Annotated in this window: 17 protein-coding genes; all 17 read left to right on the top strand. The window is 31.4% G+C overall.

Annotation, left to right across the window (positions count from 1 at the left end):
- Positions 1 to 5: 5 nt before the first annotated feature.
- The 17 genes from ssnA (at position 6) to ABDZ93_RS18905 (ending at position 21,691) form a co-directional block, all read left to right on the top strand.
- The gene (gene ssnA / locus ABDZ93_RS18985) at positions 6 to 1,334 is read left to right on the top strand and encodes a putative aminohydrolase SsnA (RefSeq protein ID WP_343828089.1); all 1,329 of its coding nucleotides are present in this window, start codon (positions 6 to 8) and stop codon (positions 1,332 to 1,334) included.
- Between the two features lie 17 nt (positions 1,335 to 1,351).
- The gene (yqeC, locus tag ABDZ93_RS18980) at positions 1,352 to 2,176 is read left to right on the top strand and encodes a selenium cofactor biosynthesis protein YqeC (protein WP_343828088.1); all 825 of its coding nucleotides are present in this window, start codon (positions 1,352 to 1,354) and stop codon (positions 2,174 to 2,176) included.
- A 13-nt stretch (positions 2,177 to 2,189) separates the two neighbouring features.
- Complete coding sequence (mocA, locus tag ABDZ93_RS18975; RefSeq protein WP_343828087.1) at positions 2,190 to 2,771, top strand: molybdenum cofactor cytidylyltransferase; 582 nt, start codon at positions 2,190 to 2,192, stop codon at positions 2,769 to 2,771.
- A 16-nt stretch (positions 2,772 to 2,787) separates the two neighbouring features.
- A complete protein-coding gene (gene yqeB, locus ABDZ93_RS18970; RefSeq protein WP_343828086.1) occupies positions 2,788 to 3,609 on the top strand; it encodes a selenium-dependent molybdenum cofactor biosynthesis protein YqeB in 822 nt (273 codons plus the stop codon).
- Between the two features lie 195 nt (positions 3,610 to 3,804).
- Entirely contained in the window at positions 3,805 to 5,022 is a 1,218-nt protein-coding gene (locus ABDZ93_RS18965) for a YgeY family selenium metabolism-linked hydrolase (RefSeq protein WP_343828085.1), read from the top strand.
- A gap of 91 nt (positions 5,023 to 5,113) precedes the next feature.
- Positions 5,114 to 6,352 (top strand): threonine synthase, encoded by a 1,239-nt coding sequence (locus ABDZ93_RS18960; protein ID WP_343828084.1) that lies wholly within the window; start codon positions 5,114 to 5,116, stop codon positions 6,350 to 6,352.
- Between the two features lie 43 nt (positions 6,353 to 6,395).
- Positions 6,396 to 7,874 carry a pyridoxal-phosphate dependent enzyme gene (locus ABDZ93_RS18955; RefSeq protein ID WP_343828083.1) on the top strand — a complete coding sequence of 493 codons (1,479 nt, stop codon included), beginning with the start codon at positions 6,396 to 6,398 and terminating at the stop codon, positions 7,872 to 7,874.
- Positions 7,875 to 8,027: 153 nt separating this feature from the next.
- Positions 8,028 to 10,691 carry a selenium-dependent xanthine dehydrogenase gene (gene xdh / locus ABDZ93_RS18950; RefSeq protein ID WP_343828082.1) on the top strand — a complete coding sequence of 888 codons (2,664 nt, stop codon included), beginning with the start codon at positions 8,028 to 8,030 and terminating at the stop codon, positions 10,689 to 10,691.
- 50 nt (positions 10,692 to 10,741) lie between these two features.
- A complete protein-coding gene (gene guaD, locus ABDZ93_RS18945) occupies positions 10,742 to 12,022 on the top strand; it encodes a guanine deaminase (RefSeq protein WP_343828081.1) in 1,281 nt (426 codons plus the stop codon).
- 58 nt (positions 12,023 to 12,080) lie between these two features.
- The gene (locus ABDZ93_RS18940; protein WP_343828079.1) at positions 12,081 to 12,665 is read left to right on the top strand and encodes a TetR/AcrR family transcriptional regulator; all 585 of its coding nucleotides are present in this window, start codon (positions 12,081 to 12,083) and stop codon (positions 12,663 to 12,665) included.
- 263 nt (positions 12,666 to 12,928) lie between these two features.
- Positions 12,929 to 13,774, top strand: a complete 846-nt coding sequence (locus tag ABDZ93_RS18935; protein WP_343828078.1) for an FAD binding domain-containing protein — start codon at positions 12,929 to 12,931, stop codon at positions 13,772 to 13,774.
- A gap of 33 nt (positions 13,775 to 13,807) precedes the next feature.
- Complete coding sequence (locus ABDZ93_RS18930) at positions 13,808 to 14,275, top strand: (2Fe-2S)-binding protein (RefSeq protein ID WP_343828077.1); 468 nt, start codon at positions 13,808 to 13,810, stop codon at positions 14,273 to 14,275.
- A gap of 13 nt (positions 14,276 to 14,288) precedes the next feature.
- Positions 14,289 to 15,536, top strand: coding sequence for a xanthine dehydrogenase family protein molybdopterin-binding subunit (locus ABDZ93_RS18925; protein WP_343828076.1), 1,248 nt, complete (start codon positions 14,289 to 14,291; stop codon positions 15,534 to 15,536).
- 13 nt (positions 15,537 to 15,549) lie between these two features.
- Positions 15,550 to 16,494: a xanthine dehydrogenase family protein molybdopterin-binding subunit gene (locus tag ABDZ93_RS18920; protein ID WP_486187763.1), complete on the top strand. Its 945-nt coding sequence runs from the start codon at positions 15,550 to 15,552 to the stop codon at positions 16,492 to 16,494.
- A 118-nt stretch (positions 16,495 to 16,612) separates the two neighbouring features.
- Positions 16,613 to 17,155, top strand: a complete 543-nt coding sequence (locus ABDZ93_RS18915) for an ECF transporter S component (protein ID WP_343828074.1) — start codon at positions 16,613 to 16,615, stop codon at positions 17,153 to 17,155.
- A gap of 246 nt (positions 17,156 to 17,401) precedes the next feature.
- Positions 17,402 to 19,327, top strand: coding sequence for an ABC-F family ATP-binding cassette domain-containing protein (locus ABDZ93_RS18910; protein WP_343828073.1), 1,926 nt, complete (start codon positions 17,402 to 17,404; stop codon positions 19,325 to 19,327).
- 42 nt (positions 19,328 to 19,369) lie between these two features.
- Complete coding sequence (locus ABDZ93_RS18905) at positions 19,370 to 21,691, top strand: ATP-dependent DNA helicase (protein WP_343828072.1); 2,322 nt, start codon at positions 19,370 to 19,372, stop codon at positions 21,689 to 21,691.
- Positions 21,692 to 21,702 lie beyond the last annotated feature (11 nt).

Raw genomic sequence — 21,702 nt, 5'->3', positions numbered from 1 at the left:
TGAAAATGCTACTAGTAGGTAATGGGAAAGTTGTAACCAGAGATGATTTAAATTCAATTATAGATGATGGATGTATAGCTATAGAAAAAAATAAAATTGTAGAAGTAGGAATCACAAAAACTTTAAAAGAAAAATACTTAGATTATAAATTCATTGATGCAAGAAAAAAATTAATAATGCCAGGTTTTATAAATACACATATGCATTATTACAGTACCTTTGCTAGAGGAATTGCTAATGATAGTCCTCCAGCAAAATGCTTTTTAGATATATTGAAGGGACTATGGTGGAGATTAGACAAAAAATTAACACTAGATGATGTTTATTATAGTGCAATAGTTCCAATGATTGATCAAATTAAAAATGGTGTAACAACTTCATTTGATCATCATGCCAGTCCGCATGCTTTAAGGGGTAGTTTATTTACTATTGCAGATGCAGCTAAGGAAGTTGGTATCAGAAGTAACTTAAGTTATGAAACTTCTGACAGAGATGGAGAGATAGTAGCAAAAGAAGGTATTGAGGAAAATATTGAATTTATAAAGTATTGTAATGGAAAAAAAGACGAAATGATAAAAGGATTGTTTGGACTTCATGCATCTATGACTATTAGTGAAAATACTTTAGAGAGATGTCTAACAGCCATAGAGGGTTTAAATACAGGATTTCATGTACACTGTGCTGAGGGAATTGAAGATGTGCAAGATTCTATGGAAAAGTATGGTGTAGGAGTAATTGAAAGATGGTATAAAAGAGGCGTTCTTTCTAATAAAACAATAGCTGTTCATTGTGTACACATAACTGATGAGGAAATGGATATGCTTAAAGAAAAGAACACCATAGTAGTTAATAATCCTCAATCTAATATGGGAAATGCAGTAGGAGTATCACCAATTTTAAAAATGACTAAGAAAGAAATATTGTTGGGGCTAGGAACAGATGGCTATACTTCTGATATTCTAGAATCCTATAAAACTGGAAGTGTTATTCAAAGGCATGAAGCTAAAGATTCAACAGTAGCTTGGGAAGAATTTCCACAAATGATTTTCAAAGGTAATAGAGTTATAACTGAAAGATTTATAGATAGTTCTATAGGAGTTATAAAGGAAGGTGCTTTAGCTGATGTAATAATTGTGGACTATAATTCTCCAACACCTATAAATAAAGATAATATAGATAGTCATATTTTATTTGGAGTTAGTGGAGGACATGTTGAAACCACTATTATAAATGGGGAGATTATAATGATGAATAGAAAACTGGTTAATTTAGATGAGGAAAGAATTATGGCTAGAAGTAGAGAGCTAGCAGCTCAAGTTTGGAAGCGGTTTTAAAAAAGGAGTGAAGAAGGGTGGAAATTTCAAATGTTCTTACTTTTAACAAAGGAGAAAAAATATCTATAGTAGGAGCTGGAGGAAAAACCACTCTTATGTTTATCTTAGCAGAAGAGTTGAAAAAAAGAGGAAGAGTGCTTATAACAACAACAACTAAAATATATTTACCCAAAAGAAATCAATATAATTGTTTAATTCTAAAGGCAAGCTTTGGAGATTATTTAACTGAAGAAAGTAAGTATACTCTAGGTGAAAATGAAGTATATGTATACTATGGAAATATAAGTGAAATCAAGGCAGAGAATAGTGAAATTGATGTCTATGGTTCTAGCATTAATGAAGAAAATAAAGTAGTTGGAATTGATGACAAAAGTATTCCTAATATCTTTTATAATTATGATTATATTTTAATAGAATCTGATGGGGCAAAAGAAAAACCTTTAAAAGCTTGGAAAAAAGATGAGCCAGTAGTAAGTAATTTTACTAGTACGACAATCGGAGTTTTAAGTGGAGAAGTTTTAAATTTAAAAATCCATGAAGAAAATATTCATAGGATTGAAGAGTTTCTAAAACTTACTAATAGAAGCATAGGAAATAGTATAAATGAAGAAGACATTATATCTATAATATTTAAACCAGAAGGATTATTTAAAAATTCTAAAGGTAAAAGGATTTTATTTATAAATAAGGTTGAAGAAGAAGACTTTAAGAACTTAAAAAAGCTAATAGAAAATATAATAATAATAAATAAAGAGTTAAAGTTATTAGAAAAAATAATTGTTGGAAGTTTATTTAATAAAACATATAAGGTTATAGATGAAGAATTTACGGCAGAGCTTTAAGGGGGGGATCAAGATGGTTACTGGGATTGTTATGGCATCAGGCCTTAGTACTAGGATGGGTAGGTACAAATTATTATTAAAGTATAGAGGCAAGTTTCTAATAGAATATGTCTTAGATGCAGTAAGCAAAAGTAATTTAGAAGGAAAAATTGTAGTGACTGGAAATGAAACTATAGTAGAGTTAGCCGAGGTTAGAGATTTAAGAGTAGTTAAAAATTACCATGGTTACATGGGGCAAAGTCAATCTATAAAGCTTGGATTGAAGGAAGCATCTGAAATTTCTGGATATGCTTTTATTACAGGAGATCAACCCTTTTTAAGTGAAAATCTTATTAATAGACTTATCGAAGAATTTGAAGAAAATCAAGATAAATTTATTGTACCAGTTTATAAAGGAAGGAGAGGAAATCCTGTAATATTTCCATCAAAGTATAGAAATGAGCTTTTAGCACTTAATGGAGATGTAGGAGGAAAAGCCATTTTAAAAAATCATGAGAAGAGTATACATTTCGTAGAAATAGATGAAGAATATTTTCTTTGGGATATTGATACTGAAAAAGATTACACAGAATTATTACAGTCAAATTATCATTAAGCAAGGGGACGATTTGGTGATAAATAATAGAGTAATTGTAAGAGGTGGAGGCGATATTGCCTCAGGTACTATACAAAAACTTCATAGAAGTGGATTTAAAGTCCTAGTCCTTGAGATAGAGATACCTTCTAGTATTAGAAGAAATGTATCCTTTAGTGAAGCAGTATTTGATGGTGAAACAACAGTTGAAGGGATGAAGGGTGTTCATGTTAGAACCTATGAGGAAATATTAAAAGCTTGGGATATGGGATTTATTCCAGTAGCTGTTGATAGATATGGAAATCTCATTGAAACAGTTAGACCTATTGCTGTAGTTGATGCAATTTTAGCAAAACGAAATTTAGGGACAACTATAGATATGGCACCTATAACCATTGCATTAGGGCCTGGATTTAAAGCAGGTGTAGATGTAAATATAGTAGTAGAGACCATGAGAGGACATAGTTTAGGAAGATTAATTTTCGAGGGATATGCTATAGAGAATACAGGAGTACCAGGACCTATATGTGGTTATGAAAAGGAAAGAGTCATTTATAGTTCTTATGAAGGAAAAATTAAGAATGTAAGACAAATAGGAGATATAGTTAAAGCCAATGAAACTATAGCATTAATAGATGATTTAGAAGTAAAAGCTAAAATTGATGGAGTGCTCAGAGGTATTGTCAGAGATAACACTTATGTTACAAATGGATTTAAAATAGCAGATATAGATCCAAGATATGATGAGATACGTAATTGCAATACTATTTCCGATAAGTCAAGAACTATAGGTGGAGCGGTATTAGAAGGAATATTATACTTTCAATCTATTTTATCCTTTTTATCTGTAGTAAACTAAACAAAAATTTTTAGTTTATTGGTGTTACTAAATTTATTTAGTAATATCAATAAATTAGAGTATAGCACATGTTAATTGTATTTAATTATATAATTTTTTATTTACTGTTAACTAATTAATTGGTTAGTAAGTATCTAAATTGTTGAAGTAATTCTTGGAAATAAAATATGTTTATATTTAAAGGGGGATTCAAATATGTCAAAAATTACATGTCAAGATGAAATTCTAAAGTTAGCAGAAGACTATAAGGCTGATATGACAAGATTCTTAAGAGACATGATAGCTATTCCTAGTGAAAGTTGTGATGAAAAGCGAGTAGTTTTAAGAATAAAGGAGGAAATGGAAAAGGTAGGTTTTGACAAAGTAAAAATAGACCAAATGGGAAATGTATTAGGATATATAGGACATGGTAAACATGTAATTGTTATGGATGCTCATATCGATACTGTAGGAATTGGAGATATAAATAACTGGACTAATGATCCATATGAGGGTTATGAAGATGACGAAGTTATTTATGGTAGGGGTGGTTCTGATCAAGAAGGCGGAATGGCTTCAATGGTTTATGCAGGTAAAATAATCAAAGATTTAAATTTAGAAGATGATTACACCCTAATAGTTACAGGTACTGTACAAGAAGAAGATTGCGATGGATTATGTTGGCAATATATTGTAAATGAAGACAAGATAAAACCAGAGCTTGTAGTAATAACAGAACCAACTTCAACTAACATTTATAGAGGTCATAGAGGAAGAATGGAAATAAAAGTGACAACTCATGGAATTAGTTGTCATGGGTCAGCTCCAGAACGAGGAGATAATGCTATATTCAAAATGGCTCCTATTCTTAATGAATTAAAAGAATTAAATGAAAGATTAATCGATGATCCATTCTTAGGAAAAGGAACTTTAACGGTGTCAGAAATATTCTTTTCTTCACCTTCTAGATGTGCAGTAGCTGATGGTTGTACTATTTCTATAGATAGAAGACTTACTAATGGAGAGACTTGGGAATATGCTCTAAGTCAAATAAGGGAATTATTTTCTGTTAAAGCGGCTAACGCTAAAGTTGAAATGTATACCTATGAAAAATCATCCTATACAGGACTTATCTATCCAACAGAATGCTATTTCCCAACTTGGGTTCTTGAAGAATCACACCCAGCTTGTAAAACTTTAATAGATTCTTATAAAAGTCTGTTTAAGAAAGATCCATTAGTAGATAAGTGGACATTTTCTACAAACGCAGTATCTATAATGGGGAGATATGGTATACCTTGTATTGGTTTTGGTCCAGGCCATGAAGATCAAGCTCATGCTCCAAATGAATTAACTTGGAAAGATGAACTTGTAAAATGTGCAGCTATGTATGCTTTAATCCCAATTACCTACGTAAAAGAATACTGTAAGTAAGACTCCAAATCTATGATTTGGTTAGTCGCACTTACTCATTCGACGAAGGAGAAGGAGTTTCAATGATTAGCATATAAAATGAGGTGAAGTTATGGAAAAGGTTGAAGGATTAGTATGTTCAAAATGTGGTAAGAAAGTTGGAGAAGAAGTAATGTATCACTGTCCAGAATGTGGTACAGAAGGAACACTAGATGTAAATTATAATATGGATTTGGTAAAAGAAGAATTAACTAAGGAATATCTAAAAGAAAATGAAGAAAAGAATATTTGGAGATATATACCTATTCTACCTTTAGAATCTAGAGAAGGTATAACACCTTTACAAATAGGATGCACACCATTATATAAAGCCAATCGATTAGAGAAGTTATTAAATATAAAAAATGTATATGTGAAGGATGAGGGCAGAAATCCTACAGCATCTTTTAAGGATAGAGCTACAGCTGTTGGGGTGGCAAAAGCAATGGAGCTAAAAAAATATATTATGTGTGCAGCATCTACAGGAAATGCAGCTTCTTCTCTATCAGGATTTGCGGCTTGTATGGGAATAAAAAATTATATATTTGTTCCTAGAAACATTCCAGAGGCAAAACTAGCACAACTTTTAGTATATGGAAGTGATGTAATTTTAGTGGATGGAGATTATGATACTGCCTTTGAACTTTGTTTAAAAGCTGTTGATCACTTTGGATGGTATAACAGAAGTTGTGCCATAAATCCATATTTAGCAGAAGGAAAAAAAACTGCTGCTTTTGAAATATGTGAGCAATTAAACTTTAAGGTACCTGATAAAGTAATTATGTCAGTTGGAGATGGATGTTCCATATCTAGTGTATGGAAAGGGTTTAAAGAATTTTATGAACTAGGTTTAATAGATAAGCTTCCAACTATGGTATCAGTACAAGCGGAAGGAGCTAACCCAGTTAATAGGGCTTATAGAAATGGAATTAGAGCATTTGACTATATACCACCAGTAACTATTGCAGATAGTATATCAGTAGGAATTCCTAGAAATGGATATAAAGCTTTAAATGCTCTTGACGAAAGCAATGGAATTGCTATAGATGTCAGTGATGAAGAAATTTTAAGTGCAGTAACAACCTTAGCAAGGCAGACAGGAGTATTTGGGGAACCAGCAGGAGTAACTAGTTTTGCTGGGCTTAAAAAATTAGTTGAACTAGAACAGATAAGAGAAGATGAAACGGTGGTTATTGTAGTTTCAGGTAGTGGTCTTAAGGATGTGAAATCAGCTCAACAGGCAGTTAATAAACCAGAATTAATAAAGCCAGATATGAATGAATTAATTGAATATTTAAAATGTTTATCCTGAAGGATAGGGAATCCCTTTATAAAGATTTTGAGGAGGATATAAAATGCATAGATTAATAGATTTAGAAGTTAATGAGGAACAAATTCTAAAGACAGCAGAGAGTGCAAAAGAGAGAAATATAATCATTCCTACTATTGCTCAAATGAAGGATCCAAATAAAATACCACAAGAGATTAAAGATAAACTTACTCAAACAGGGCTTTGGGATATTGATCCGATCAACTTATTTAGAATATCTTGGTACAATCAACCAGTTGAAGAAGGCGGTTTATATAACACATTACCCAATTATATAGAAATACCACAAGAAATATCAGGAGTTAAAGCTAGAATTTTTGCCATGTCAGGAAAGTTTTTTCCTATAGGAGCGCATAAAGTTGGAGCAAGCTATGCTTGTCTTGTACCAAGACTTATAACAGGACAATTTGATCCAAAGTTTCATGAAGCTGTTTGGCCATCAACTGGAAACTACTGTCGTGGAGGAGCTTATAACTCAACATTACTAGGGTGTAAGTCAATAGCTATTTTACCTGAGAATATGAGTAAAGAACGTTTTGATTGGCTTAAGAGTGTAGCTGGAGAAGTAATTGCAACTCCAGGATGTGAAAGTAATGTAAAAGAAATTTATGATAAGACTTGGGAACTTAGAAGAACTAGAGATAATGTAGTTATATTCAATCAATTTGGTGAACTTGGAAATCACCTTTGGCATTATGAAGTAACTGGTAATGCTATGGCTTCTATAATAGAACATGAAAAATGTGAAAATGGAAAAGTAGCTGGTATTTGCTTAACTTCAGGTTCAGCAGGTACTTTAGGAAGCGGGGATTTTATTAAAGATAAATATCCAGGTGCTAAACTTGCCGTTGGTGAAGCTCTTCAATGTCCAACGCTTTTAAATAATGGTTTTGGTGATCATAGAATTGAAGGTATAGGAGATAAGCATGTGCCTTGGATTCATAATGTAAAAAATACAGATATGGTTATCGCAATAGATGACAAAGATAGTTTAGCAATGTTTAGACTATTTAATGAACCAGCTGGTCAAGAATATTTAAGATCCATAGGAGTATCAGAAAAAATTATTGAAAAACTTACTTGGGTAGGTATTTCTGGAGCAGCCAATATAATATCTGCAATAAAATTTGCTAAGTATTATGAGCTTGACGAAAATGATATAGTATTAACTGTTCTTACAGACTCATCAGAAATGTATCAATCTAGACTTATTGAAATGAAGGAAGAAAGAGAACGTGAGTATGAAGAAAAAGATGCCATGGTTGATCATAATAAAAGTGCTTTAGGTATAAGAACAGATTTTATGGAAGAACTAACTTATACGGCGAAGAAGAGAATTCATAATTTAAAATATTATACTTGGATAGAACAACAACAATATGAGTTGGATGAATTAAATGCTCAATGGTATGATTATGATAATTATTGGGGAAGACTTCATGAAATGGCACCAAAGTTAGACAAATTGATAGAAGAATTTAACCATAAAGTTGAAAATTTGTAATAAATAAATTAGGTATTAATAGATATGTGATTAGATATACATTATAATAAAAATATACTAGGACCCTGAGTTTACATTAAACTCGAGGGGTCCTATTCAACTATATAATGTGTTAGAAGATTTAGATATCAATAAATTATTTAGGAGGAAATCATGTATGAGTTTGTGCTAAATGGAAAAAATATTTCATTCATTGAAAATATGAACTTACTTGAATACTTAAGGGAAGAAGCAAATCTAACATCAGTTAAAAATGGGTGTGGAGAAGGTGCTTGTGGAGCTTGTATGGTCCTAATAAATGGTGTTCAAAGCAGAGCTTGCATAAATACTCTTGAAAAAATCAATGGAAAAGAAGTACAAACTGTTGAGGGTTTATCAGAATTTGAAAAACAAGTATTTTCATGGTCTTTTTCAAAGGCTGGTGCAGTTCAATGTGGATTTTGTATTCCAGGCATGGTTATTAGTGCTAAAGGATTACTTAATAGAACTTTAACTCCTTCTAAGGAGGAGATAAAAGCTGCTATTAAAGAAAATGTATGCAGATGCACAGGCTATGTAAAGATAATAGAAGCAATAGAATTAGCAGCACAAATTTTTAGGCACGGAAAACTAAATTTAGATTTAGAGAGAAATGGCTCTATAGGGAAATCATTGATAAGAATTGATGCTATGGATAAAATTTTGGGAACTGCCATTTATGTTGATGATATGAAGGTTGATGGACTTGTGTATGGTTCTGCATTAAGAGCAAAATATCCAAGAGCACTGGTGAAAGAAATAAATATAGATAAAGCACTAAACCATCCTAATGTTATAACAATATTAGTAGCAAAGGATATACCAGGTAATAGATATATTGGACATATTTCAAAGGATTGGCCAGCATTAATAGCAGTGGGAGAAGAAACTAGATACGTAGGAGATGCTATAGCACTAGTAGCTGCAAAATCAAAAAAAGCTTTAAAGGAAATTTTAGAGCTTATAGAAGTAGAATATGAAGAACTTGTACCTCTAACGAAACCTGAAATGGCTATGAGTTATGATGCTCCTAGAATTCATCCTGAAGGAAATATATATAGAAATGAAAGGGTTAGAAGAGGTAATGTTGAAGAGGTTTTAAAAAACTCAAAATATGTAGTTACTAATACTTATTCAACTCCATTTACAGAGCATGCTTTTTTGGAACCCGAAAGTGCTCTGGCTATGCCCGATGGAGACGGAGTACTAGTTTATACTGGTTCTCAAGGAATTTACGATGATCAAAGAGAAATATCAGATCTCTTAGGACTTCCTAAGGAGAAAGTAAGGTGTATTAGTAAGTATGTGGGAGGTGGCTTTGGCGGAAAAGAGGATATGAGTGTTCAACATCATACAGCTTTATTATCATACATTATAAAAATGCCAGTAAAAGTCACTTTAAGTAGAAAAGAAAGTATAATGACTCATCCTAAAAGACATGCTATGGAGATTAAAGTAACTACAGCATGTGATGATGAAGGAAATTTAACAGCTTTTATAGCCAATATAGTTTCTGATACAGGAGCATATGCATCTTTAGGAGGACCAGTGCTGCAAAGGGCATGTACCCATGCAGCAGGACCATACAGATGTGAGAATGTTGATATTACTGGCACTGCAGTATACACTAATAATCCACCAGCAGGAGCTTTTAGAGGATTTGGAGTAACTCAATCTGTATTTGCAGGAGAATGTAATTTAAATCTTTTAGCTGAAAAGGTTGGTATATCAAGCTGGGAAATTAGATATAGAAATGCTGTAGAACCAGGAGATATACTTCCTAATGGGCAGATAGCTGATTCAGGTACAGCAATTAAAGAAACACTATTGGCAGTAAAAGATAAATATGATAGCAATGAAATTGTAGGAATTGCTTGTTGTATGAAAAATAGTGGAATAGGAGTTGGACTTCCTGATATAGGTAGGTGTAACCTAATCATAAAAGATGGAGTTATTAATGTAAGAACTAGTGCAGCTTGTATAGGGCAAGGCGTAGGAACTGTAATGACACAGATAATTTGTGAAGTTAGTGGATTATCACCAAATAGAATTAAAATAGGTTTTCCTGATACCTTTGACTCACCTAATTCAGGAACAACTACAGCTTCAAGACAAACTGTGTTTACAGGAGAGGCTATTAGGATTGCTGCATTGAAGTTTATGGAAGAAGTGATGAAGCTATATAGTGAAGAAAAATTAATAGACCATGCAATAGAAAATCACATAGAGTGTAGTACAATTAGAAAATGGCTATTAAACAATATAGATAAGGTTATGAATTTATTAAATGATAGAGAATTTTATGGAGAATACAAGGGAATCACAGATCCTATAAATTATCCAAAGGAAAACCCTGTTAGTCATGTAGCTTATGGGTATGCAACACAACTTGCAATACTTGATAAAGATGGTAAACTTAAAGAGATAGTTGCTGCTCATGATGTGGGAAGATCAATTAATCCTATAAATGTAGAAGGACAAATCGAGGGTGGAGTCGTTATGAGCTTAGGATATGCTTTAACAGAGGATTATCCACTTAATAACTGCATACCAACAGCTAAATTTGGAACTTTAGGTTTATTTAGAGCTCCAGCAGTTCCTAAGATATTACCTATAATAATAGAAAAGAATACTAGTGATTTAGCCTATGGGGCAAAGGGAATAGGCGAAATAACATCTATACCAACAGCTCCAGCAATTCAAGGAGCTTACTATATGCTAGATCATAAATTTAGAACTACTTTACCTCTACAAGATACATTTTATAAGAAGCAAGAAGGGAAAAAACTCACTAGATAGAAAGATTAAGTTATAGTTTGAATATGTTAATTTAATTAAGGAGGAATGTGATGAAAGAGCTTCAAGCAATAAAAGGAAATATTATTTTTACCAAGAACTTTGGAAAATATGAAATAATAAAAAATGGGTATGTGGTACTATTGAATAATATAATAAAGGGAGTATATGAAGTATTGCCAGAAGAACTTAATAATGTATTAGTAATAGATTATGGTGATAAATTAATTATTCCTGGTTTTGTTGATATACATCTTCATGGACCTCAATTTCCTAATTTAGGGTTAGGATTAGATAAGGAATTAATGCCATGGTTAGAGTCATATACTTTCCCTGAGGAGGAAAAGTATTGGGATATAACCTATGCAAAAGAGGTATACACTAGTTTAGTAAGAGAGCTTTGGAAAAATGGAACAACTAGAAGTTGTATATTCGCTACAGTACATCTTGATTCAACAAAGCTTTTAATGGATATCTTAAACCATTCAGGACTTGGTGCTTATGTAGGAAAGGTAAATATGGATAGGAATTGTCCGGAATTCTTAAGAGAAGATACAGAGAAATCCATTGAAGATACAGAAAATTTTATAATTGAATATGGAAATAAGTATGAACTGGTAAAACCAATTATAACTCCTAGATTTGTGCCTACCTGTACTACAAAATTATTAAGAACATTAGGTGACTTAGCTGAAAAATATAAAATACCAGTGCAGTCACACTTAAGTGAAAATAAAGATGAGGTAGAATTTGTAAAGTTCTTACATCCGGAGTTCGAAAATTACGCTAGCGTTTATGAAGATGCAGGACTTCTTGGTAAGCAACCAACAATTATGGCTCACTGCGTATTACTTGAAGATGAAGAAATAGAAATGCTTAAGAAAAATCAAGTATTTGTAGCTCATAGTCCAAATTCTAACTCGAATTTAGCAAGTGGTATAGCCCCAATTAGGAAATTAATAAATAAGGGAATACCAATTGGACTTGCTTCTGACATATCAGGAGGACATAGCTTATCTATGTGCAATATAATAGTAGACAGTGCACAGGCATCGAAGATTAAATGGCTTGAAAGTGGTAAAAAAGAAGCACCGCTAAATACAGCTGAGTTGTTTTATTTAGCAACCAAGGGAAGTGGAAGTTTCTTTGGAAAGGTTGGTAGCTTTGAAGAAGGTTACGAATTTGATGCTTTAGTTATAGATGATAGCTCATTAAACAGTTTCAAAAAGCTATCAATAGAAGAAAGATTACAAAAATTTATTTACACAGGAAATCCTAAAAATATCATAAAAAGATATGTGGCTGGAAAAGTTATAGAAGAGCCATATAGGTAATTTATAAAACTATAAACTTTTAGATGAAATTAGGGTTAAGTAAGAAAGAAGGTTAATCATGGAAAAAGATGTGGATAAGAGGATACTTAAAGCGGCACTTGAAGTAGTATCAAAGGAGAAAATTAGTGGTACTCGTATGCATATAATTGCTAAGGAGGCTAATATGAGCCAAGCTAACCTGCATTATCACTTCTCTACTAAGAATGATATTATGGTAGCATTACTTAATAGTATACAAGAGGAATTTTCTAATGGACGTAAGAACTATATAGATACTGAACGTAAAACTGTTACTGAAAATATTCAAGGCTTCTTTGAGCAGAAAAAAGATGATATTTTAATAAATAAAAAGATGGAGTATGCTCAAATTGATTATTGGGTTCAAGGAACGGTAAATGAGGAGATAAGGACTATCTTTCAAAACACCTTTAATATCTGGAGAAAGAGTATTGAAGATACTCTATCTAAAGAAGATCAAGAAGGACTACATGAGAAAACTATGAGAAATCTTCCTTTTGTGATGGTATCATTAATGCTAGGAGCGTCGTTACAGTACTTAATTGATGAAGGGAAATTTGATTTAGATGAGTATTTTCAAGTTGCAGAGGAGATGATCTTAATGGCATGCACTAAAAGAAAATAATTCGTGTCCTTATATTATTGTAGGATATATAAATAGATTTCTATTTATATATGAAGCTATTTAAATAGTTGTTTTGTTTATGGGGCATTGAGGGACTCCTTTTTTAAATAATATTATAAATTAATTAATTAGTAGAGTTAAAAATACAATAATGGCATTAGAGTAAAATAAGTCTTCTATATAAGATATAGAAGATTTTTTTCAAATTTATATGTAATAAAGTTGAAAAACATGAAATAAATTCATTAGAATGGGGGTATAGCGTGGAAGTATTAAAAATTTACAATCCTAAAACTATAGAAGAAGTTAAAGAATATATGAAAAATCATTCTAATCTTAAACTGCTAGCTGGGGGAACAGATTTAGTTCTGGACTTTAAGAGAAATAAAGTAAATTGTGAGTCTATAGTTTCTTTAAGGAAAATATCAGAATTAAAAAAAATAGTAGAGGATGAAGATGAAATATATATTGGTTCTATGGTGACTTTTAGTAATTTAATTGAAAGTAATATTATAAAGAAATACTGTAATTTACTTTTGAATTGTAGTAAGGCTATGGGATCACCACAAATTAGAAATGTAGCTACAGTAGGAGGAAATATTGCTAATGGTGGATCTGCAGCTGATATAATACCTTGCATAATTAGTTTAGGAGGAATGTTACTTATAGATTCTGAAGAAGGAATAAGAAGAGTAAGTTGTGAAGAATATTTCAAAAATTATAAAGAAGAGAAATTAAATGAAAATGAAATATTAACTCAAATTATTATACCTAAAACACAAGAAATAAGCGGCTATTACAAGCTAGGTAAAAGGAATTCTTTAGCCATTGCAAGAGTAAGTGCTGCTGTAAATTTAGAAATAAAAGAGGATAGGATTTGTGATATAAATATATGTCTTGGAGCAGTTGGAAGATACCCTTTTAGGGTTAAAGAGTTGGAAGAAAAGTCTTTGGAAAAAGATATTAAATGGCTATATTCTGAAGAGGCTTTAGAATACTTGGAAAGGACTGTAGAGAAAAGCATTGGTGGTAGGAAAACTATGCCTTTTAAAAGAGAAGCAATTAAAGGGGTATTTAAAAGAGCCTTAAATAATGCTTTAGAGAAATAAATATAAATTTATATTATAGAAAAGAGGTGCATTATGATAGAAGTAACTATGAAAATAAATGGAACTAAATATAAAAGAAATATAAATCCTATGATGAGACTAATAGATTTTTTAAGAGATGAAATAAAATTAAAAGGAATAAAAGAAGGTTGTGGAGAGGGTGAGTGCGGTGCTTGTACTGTTATTCTAGATGGTAAGACTGTGAATTCTTGCCTTTTACTAGCAGCAACTTTAGATGATAGTGAAATAATTACTATAGAAGGTATTAGCAATGACGGGATACATCCTATTCAAGAAGCTTTTATGGAAGTTGGAGCAGTTCAATGTGGATATTGTACTCCAGGAATGATAATAAGTGCTAAAGCTATACTAGATAACAACATAGATGCAACTGAAGTGGAAATAAGGGAAAGTATTTCTGGAAATCTATGTAGGTGTACGGGTTATGAGAAAATAGTCCAAGGTATAATTTTAGCACAAAGTAAGTTGAAAAATAATTAGAGGAGAGGATGATATGGAGGTTGTTGGACGAGGACTAATAAGGCCGGACGTTTACGATAAGGTTCTAGGTAAATCAATTTATCCTGACGATTTAGAATTTGAAGGTATGTTATATGCTGGAGTAAAAAGAAGTACAATACCCTATGGAAAAGTTAAAAATATAAATATTGAAGAGATAAGAGCCATAGAAGGTGTGGAAATGGTCATAGATTACACTATGATACCAGGAGTTATAAGTCATGGTGTGATATTTAAAGACATTCCTACTCTTGTGAAAGATACTATTAAAAGAGTAGGGGATGCTATAATTTTAATAGTTGCCGAGGATAAGGAAACTTTAAAAAAAGCTTTAAATAGGGTAGAAATAGAGTATGAGGAGTATAAGGGAGTTTTTACTATTGATGATGCTTTAAAAGAAGATGCTCCAATTTTAGGTGAAGGAAGTAATATACTTTATGATTTAAAGATAAAAAAAGGTAATATAGAGGATGGATTTAAGGAAGCTAAATATGTAGTAGAAAATTGGTATAATACTCCTATGGTAGAACATGCGTTTCTACAGCCTGAGGCAGCTGTAAGTAGAATTGATGAAGATGGAGTAGTCGAAGTATATGTTGCAACTCAATATCCACACTATGATAGAGAAGAGGTAGCTAGATGTTTAAATATTGAGGAAGAGCGGGTTAGAATTAGAAATATGACTATTGGTGGAGCCTTTGGAGGTAGAGAAGATATTAACCCACAATGTCATGCAGCAATTGCAGCTTATTTAAGTAAAAAACCAGTTAAAGTAGTTTATGATAGAGAAGAATCTACTATATCTCATAGTAAAAGGCACCCTATGAAAATTTTTTTCAAAACAGGGGTAAGAGGAGATGGTAAGCTTTGTGCATTAAAAGCTAGAATCTATGGAGATACTGGAGCCTATGCTTCATGGGGAATGAATGTGTTAAGAAAGGCTGCAGTACATGCTACAGGACCGTACAATATAGAAAATGTTGATATAAGAGCTATGGCTATATATACCAATAATCCATATAGTGGAGCTATGAGAGGATTTGGAGCAACACAGTGTCCTATTGCTACAGAAGCTCAGATGGATATGTTAGCTGAAAAGCTTGGAATTCACCCACTAAAATTTAGATATATGAATTCTTTTAAAGTAGGAGATAAAACTGCTACAGGTCAAGTATTAAAATCGAGTGTAGGTATTAAAAAATGTATAGAAAAACTTGCAGACCTTGATGGAGTAGAAATTTAAAAGAAGGGGTGAAATTTATATGAAGAATCGAGGAGTAGGTTATGCTACTATATTTTATGGTACTGGTTATGGAAATGGATTTCCAGATGAATCAAGAGCAACAGCTGAACTTATGGAAAATGGCGAAATTTTAGTATATGTTGAGGTTTCAGATGTAGGCTCTGGTGGTATAAGTGTAATGTGGCAAATTGCTACAGAAACGTTAAATATAGATAGAAATTTAATTAAGGTAATATATAATGATACTAGTTTGATAAGAGATAGTGGTACTGCAGCAGCTAGTAGACAAACTTATAATACAGGAAATGCAGTTTATGATGTTTGTAAAAGACTTAGAAATAATTTAGATAGTGGTATAAATAAATCAAAGATTAAATCTATTAGTAAAGAAGATTTAAAAAGTATTTATAAGTATATGATAGAAAATAAAATTCCGACAAAGACAGAAGGATATTTTAAAGCAGAGACTTCACAAATTGATATGGAAACTGGTGAAGGAAATCCTTATTGGCCGTATACCTTTGGTGCACAAAAAGTTACTGTTGAAGTAGATGATGAAACTGGTAAGGTGGACATAATTGAAGTTATAGCTGTAAATGATGCAGGAAAAATAATAAATCCATCTTCGGCAGAGGGGCAGGCACAAGGTGGAGTTGCTATGGGAATAGGTTATGCCCTTATGGAGGAAATAGAAATAGAAAAAGGTTCTATAAAAAATAAAAATTTTTCTAATTATATAATACCTACCAGTAAAGATGTACCACATATAGATACTTATTTTGTGGAGGAGCTAGAGGAATCAGGTCCTTATGGAGCTAAAGGAATAGGAGAACCTGTAATGATACCGACAGCTCCAGCTATATTAAATGCCATCTATGATGCTGTAGGAATTAGGATGTATAGCATACCTGTAACCTGCGATAAGTTATTATTAGCATTAAAAGAGAAAAATAATTAAAATTATAATTGATTTAAATAGAAAGTATCCATTATTTTTTATAATGGATACTTTCTATTTACAACTACATCTCAATAATATATACTGGTGTATATACAGATATACAAGGAGGATAAAAATGAAAACAAATTTAAAAAAAATGGTAATAAGTTCATTATTAATAGCTATGTCTATTATAATACCAGTAATATTTGGGCCTTTTCTTAAGGTATATATACCGCCATTCTCTGCAACTTTGGCAGCACACGTACCTATGTTTATTGCTATGTTCTTAGGACCTTTTGAGGCTGCTGTAGTTGGAATTGGTTCAGTGGTAGGTTTTTTCTTTGCTATACCAGACCCAATTGTAGCAATGAGGGCTTCATCTCATATAATAGTAGGATATATTGGAGCTAAAATGATTATGAAAAAAATGTCTTATGGTAAAGTAGTAGCTTTTACAGCACCAATACATGGAATTTTTGAAGGATTAGTAGTACTTATATTCACAGGTAATATAATTTTATCACTTGTTGTCACAGGAATAGGAACTATAATTCATCATATTGTAGACGGTATAATCTCTCTTCCAATTATTAGAATAATACAAAAAGGATTAGGAATTAATTTATCTACTATAGGTGAAAAAAAGAAAGAAGATCATAAAGATATAGCAGTATAAATACATTTTTTATAGACTTGATTTTGTTAAAGGTATATTTTTTAGAAAAAATTTGATTAACGATATAGTATAAAGTCCCTATAAATATTAAATGTTAAATAAAAACCTTTAGATAATAATAGTATCTAAAGGTTTTTATTTCTTTCTCAATTAGGTATAATGTCCATAGGAAAAGTTTTAGAAAAAGAAAATATTACAAATGAAGTTATAAAAATTAAACATAGTTAAGAATTGAGGATGATACATATGAATTTAATTACACTTGAAAATATATATAAGAGTTTTAGTGAAAAACCATTATTAACAGATGTGAAACTAACCATAACATCAGAAGATAAAATTGGAATAATTGGTGTAAATGGAGCTGGAAAGTCTACATTACTAAAAATCATTGCAGGAATAGAACAAGAGGATTCAGGGACAATTACAAAGATGAATGGACTTAATATTTCTTATTTACCTCAACATATTGAGTTTAATCCAGAAGATAGAGTTATTGATCATGTTTTTAATGGTGAGGGAGAAATAATGGAAGTGCTAAGAGAGTATGAACATGTATTAGAAGAACTAAAAACCAATAGTGATAACTCTCAGCTACAACAACAGTTATTTAGGCTTACTAGCAAAATTGATGCATTAGGAGGTTGGCAAATAGAAAGTGAAGCTAAAGCATTACTAACAAAGTTAGGAATAACGGATTTTGATTCTAAAATGGGAAAGCTTTCTGGAGGGCAAAGAAAGAGAGTGGGACTTTGTAATGTGTTAATAACCCCTTGTGATCTTTTAATATTGGATGAACCTACTAACCACATGGATAATGAAATAATTGATTATATGGAAGAACTATTACAGAAAAGAAAAGGTGGGGTTATAATGATAACCCACGATAGATATTTCTTAGATAGAATTACTAATAGAATCTTTGAACTAGATAGGGGAGAGATTTATTCCTATCAAGGGAATTATTCTGTATTTTTAGAGAAGAAAGCAGAGAGAATGCAGCTTTTTGAGGCGCTTGAGAGTAAAAGACAAAATCTTTACAGAAAAGAGTTAGCGTGGATAAAAAGAGGAGCTAAGGCTAGATCTACTAAGCAAAAGGCAAGAATTGATAGATTTGAAGAGTTAAAAGAAACATCCTACAAGATAGATGAAGAAAAAATGGAACTAAATACAGCTGGTTCAAGGTTAGGAAAGAAGATATTAGAGCTTGATAATATAAGCAAGGACTTTGGAGACAAGGTAATTATAAAGGATTTTAGTCATATTTTCACTAAGGAAGAGAGAGTAGGAGTTATAGGGAATAATGGTATGGGTAAATCCACTTTATTGAATATTATAAGTGGAAGATTAAGCCCTGATAAGGGAGAAGTTGCACAGGGTGAAACTGTTAAGATAGGATATTTTACTCAAGAAAATATAGAATTAGATGGAACTATGAGAGTTATTGAGTATATTAAAGAAATAGCTGAGTATATAACTACAAATGATGGAAGTAAAATTACTGCTTCTCAAATGTTAGAGAATTTTTTATTTGATGGAACCATGCAGCATAGTTTTATATCTAAATTGTCTGGTGGAGAGAAGAGAAGATTATATCTTTTAAGAATACTAATGGAAGCACCTAATGTATTATTTTTAGATGAGCCAACCAATGATTTAGATATTCAGACTTTAACAATTTTAGAAGACTATTTGGATAGATTTAATGGTACAGTAATAGCCATATCCCACGATAGATACTTCTTAGATAGAATTGCCAATAGAATTTTTAGCTTTGAAGGAAAAGGAAAGATTTTAGAACTTGTAGGGAATTATAGTGATTATAAAGAGTATAAGGATATAAAAGCTGAAGAAGAAGTGGCTACATCAAGTGCTAATAAAGAAAAAAAACATGAAGAAAATAAAAATCGTAAGGAAAAACCAACTAAAGTTAAGTTTACATTTAAAGAGCAAAAAGAATTTGATACCATAGATGAGGATATTGAAAAAAAAGAAGAAAATATTACATTAATTGAGGCCGAGATAAATCAATGTGGAAGTGATTTTGTAAAGTTACAACAGTTGTTAGAAGATCAAAATAGATTAAAAGAGGAATTGAACTTTCTATTAGAAAGATGGGAATATTTAAATGAAATTTTTGAAGAGATGGAAAGACAGAAACAAAACAAGTAATTCCTAAAGTTTAATCATGGATCTACCTATTAGGAGAAGAATATGATAGAAAATAATATGAGAATATCTGTTAGAAATTTAATAGAGTTTATTTATAGACAAGGGGATATTGATGATAGAGTAGGTGGTATTGCATCAGCTCAGGAGGGTACTAGACTTCACAAAGTCATACAAAAGGAACTTAAAGAGCAATGTGATGAATTGGAAGAGAAAATCTATATTAATGAGATGTATCTATCAAAAGAGTTATCTTATAAGGAAATAAACATTATTTTAGAAGGGAGAGCTGATGGTGTTATTATTACTAGTTCACAGGAAGATAATAATACTAGAGTAAAAATAATAGAGATAAAGACTACAATGAAGGATTTACTTACCCTTGAAGAAAATGAAAACTTTCTTCACTGGGCTCAAGGAAAACTATATGGATATATCTATTGTGAAGAAGAAAACTTAAGTGAGATAGATATAGATCTTATATATTGTCATAGAGAAAGTTTGCATACAAAGACCTTTTCCAAAACTTTTTTAAGGGAAGAACTACAAGGATTTTTCAATGAAGTGATGGATAGATATACGAGATGGATTCAGCTTCAAAGCAGTTGGATAGAGTTAAGAGATAAATCGATTGAGAAGTTAGACTTTCCTTTTAAAAATTATAGGAAGGGTCAAAGGGAACTAGCTGTAAATATATATAGAACTATAAAGGAGAAAAAAGATATTTACATTGAAGCACCTACAGGGACCGGGAAGACTATCTCAACAATTTTCCCTGCAATCAAGACTTTCACTATAAATAACTCAGCTAAGCTTATATATCTTACAGCAAAAAATATTACTAAGGGAGTAGCTGAAAATACCCTAGACATATTAAGAAGCTCTGGTATGAGGCTTAGAACTTTAACTATTACTGCAAAAGACAAGATTTGTTTTCTTGAGGAGAGAATATGTAATGGGGACGCCTGTAAATATGCAAAGGGACATTTTGATCGAGTTAATGACGCTATATTGGCCATGATAGAGAATAATGAAGTTTTTAATCAACAGGTTATAGAGGAGTACAGTAGGCAATATAGAGTATGCCCTTTTGAACTTTCCTTAGACTTAATTGCTTGGTGTGATTTTATAATAGGAGATTATAATTATTTTTTTGATCCAAAGGCAATGATAAAGAGAATGGCCTTTGACGATACCCCGTATATATTTCTTATAGATGAGGCTCATAATCTAGTAGATCGTGGAAGAAATATGTATTCTGCAGAAATAAAAGTAAGTGATTTGAAAGAATTAAAAAAAGAATTTAAATATAAAAATAAAAAATTAATAGGTATAATAAATAAAATAATTAAGCTTTTAAAGGAATATACAATAGGTGAAAATGGCAATGTGATAATAGATGAAGGACCGGGAGAAATGCTAGTTTTTTTGAGACTTTTTGTAACGGAAGGTGAAAATTACCTAAAAGAGCACAGTGGTGAAACCATAGATGAAATATTTTTAAATGTATATTTTTATTTCTTAGATTTTATTAGAATTGGAGAATTATTTTCAGAGGATTTTGTACTCTACTGTAATAATGAAGAGAAGGATATAATGATGAAAATATTCTGCTTAAATCCAAGCAATGTAATAAAACAGTGTATTAAAGGAAATATAAGCAATATATTTTTTTCAGCCACTCTTTCTCCAATGAATTATTTTAAAAAGCTACTAGGTGGAGATGATAAAAGTTACAGCATAAAACTTCAGTCTCCATTTCCACCAGAAAATAGAAAATTGATTCTAAAATATGATATTGATACTAGGTACAAGTACAGAGAGCAAAGTTATTACCCAATCTGTAAGTATATCAATGAAACTCTTAATAATAATGAAGGAAACTTTTTAGTATTTTTTCCATCCTATGAATATATGTCTAAAGTATATGAAGGTTACTGTGAGAATTATAGTAAAGATAACATATATTTACAAGATAGTATTATGACAGAGGAAGAAAGAGGAGAATTTTTAGAAAGATTTTCGTTAAAGGATGGAGAGATAAATAGTAAGGATAGAACTATAGGTTTTGTTGTTCTAGGAGGAGTGTTTTCAGAAGGTATAGATTTAATTGGAGACAGGCTTAAAGGAGCTATTATAGTTGGAGTTGGTTTACCTAAAATATCCTTTGAAAGAAAATTAATAGAAGAATATTTTAACGAAATAGGAGAGCCAGGATTTCACTATGCATTTACATTTCCAGGAATGAATAAAGTTATACAGGCTATGGGAAGAGTTATTAGAACAGAAGAAGATAGGGGTACCATAGTTTTAATAGATAAAAGGTATGGTACAGAAATCTATAAGCAACTCATACCAATAAACTAAAATTTATCTAT

This window comes from Clostridium subterminale (genome assembly GCF_039521425.1).
Classification (GTDB): Bacteria; Bacillota; Clostridia; order Clostridiales; family Clostridiaceae; genus Clostridium_J; species Clostridium_J subterminale.
This window is presented reverse-complemented; position numbering and strand designations above follow the sequence as displayed.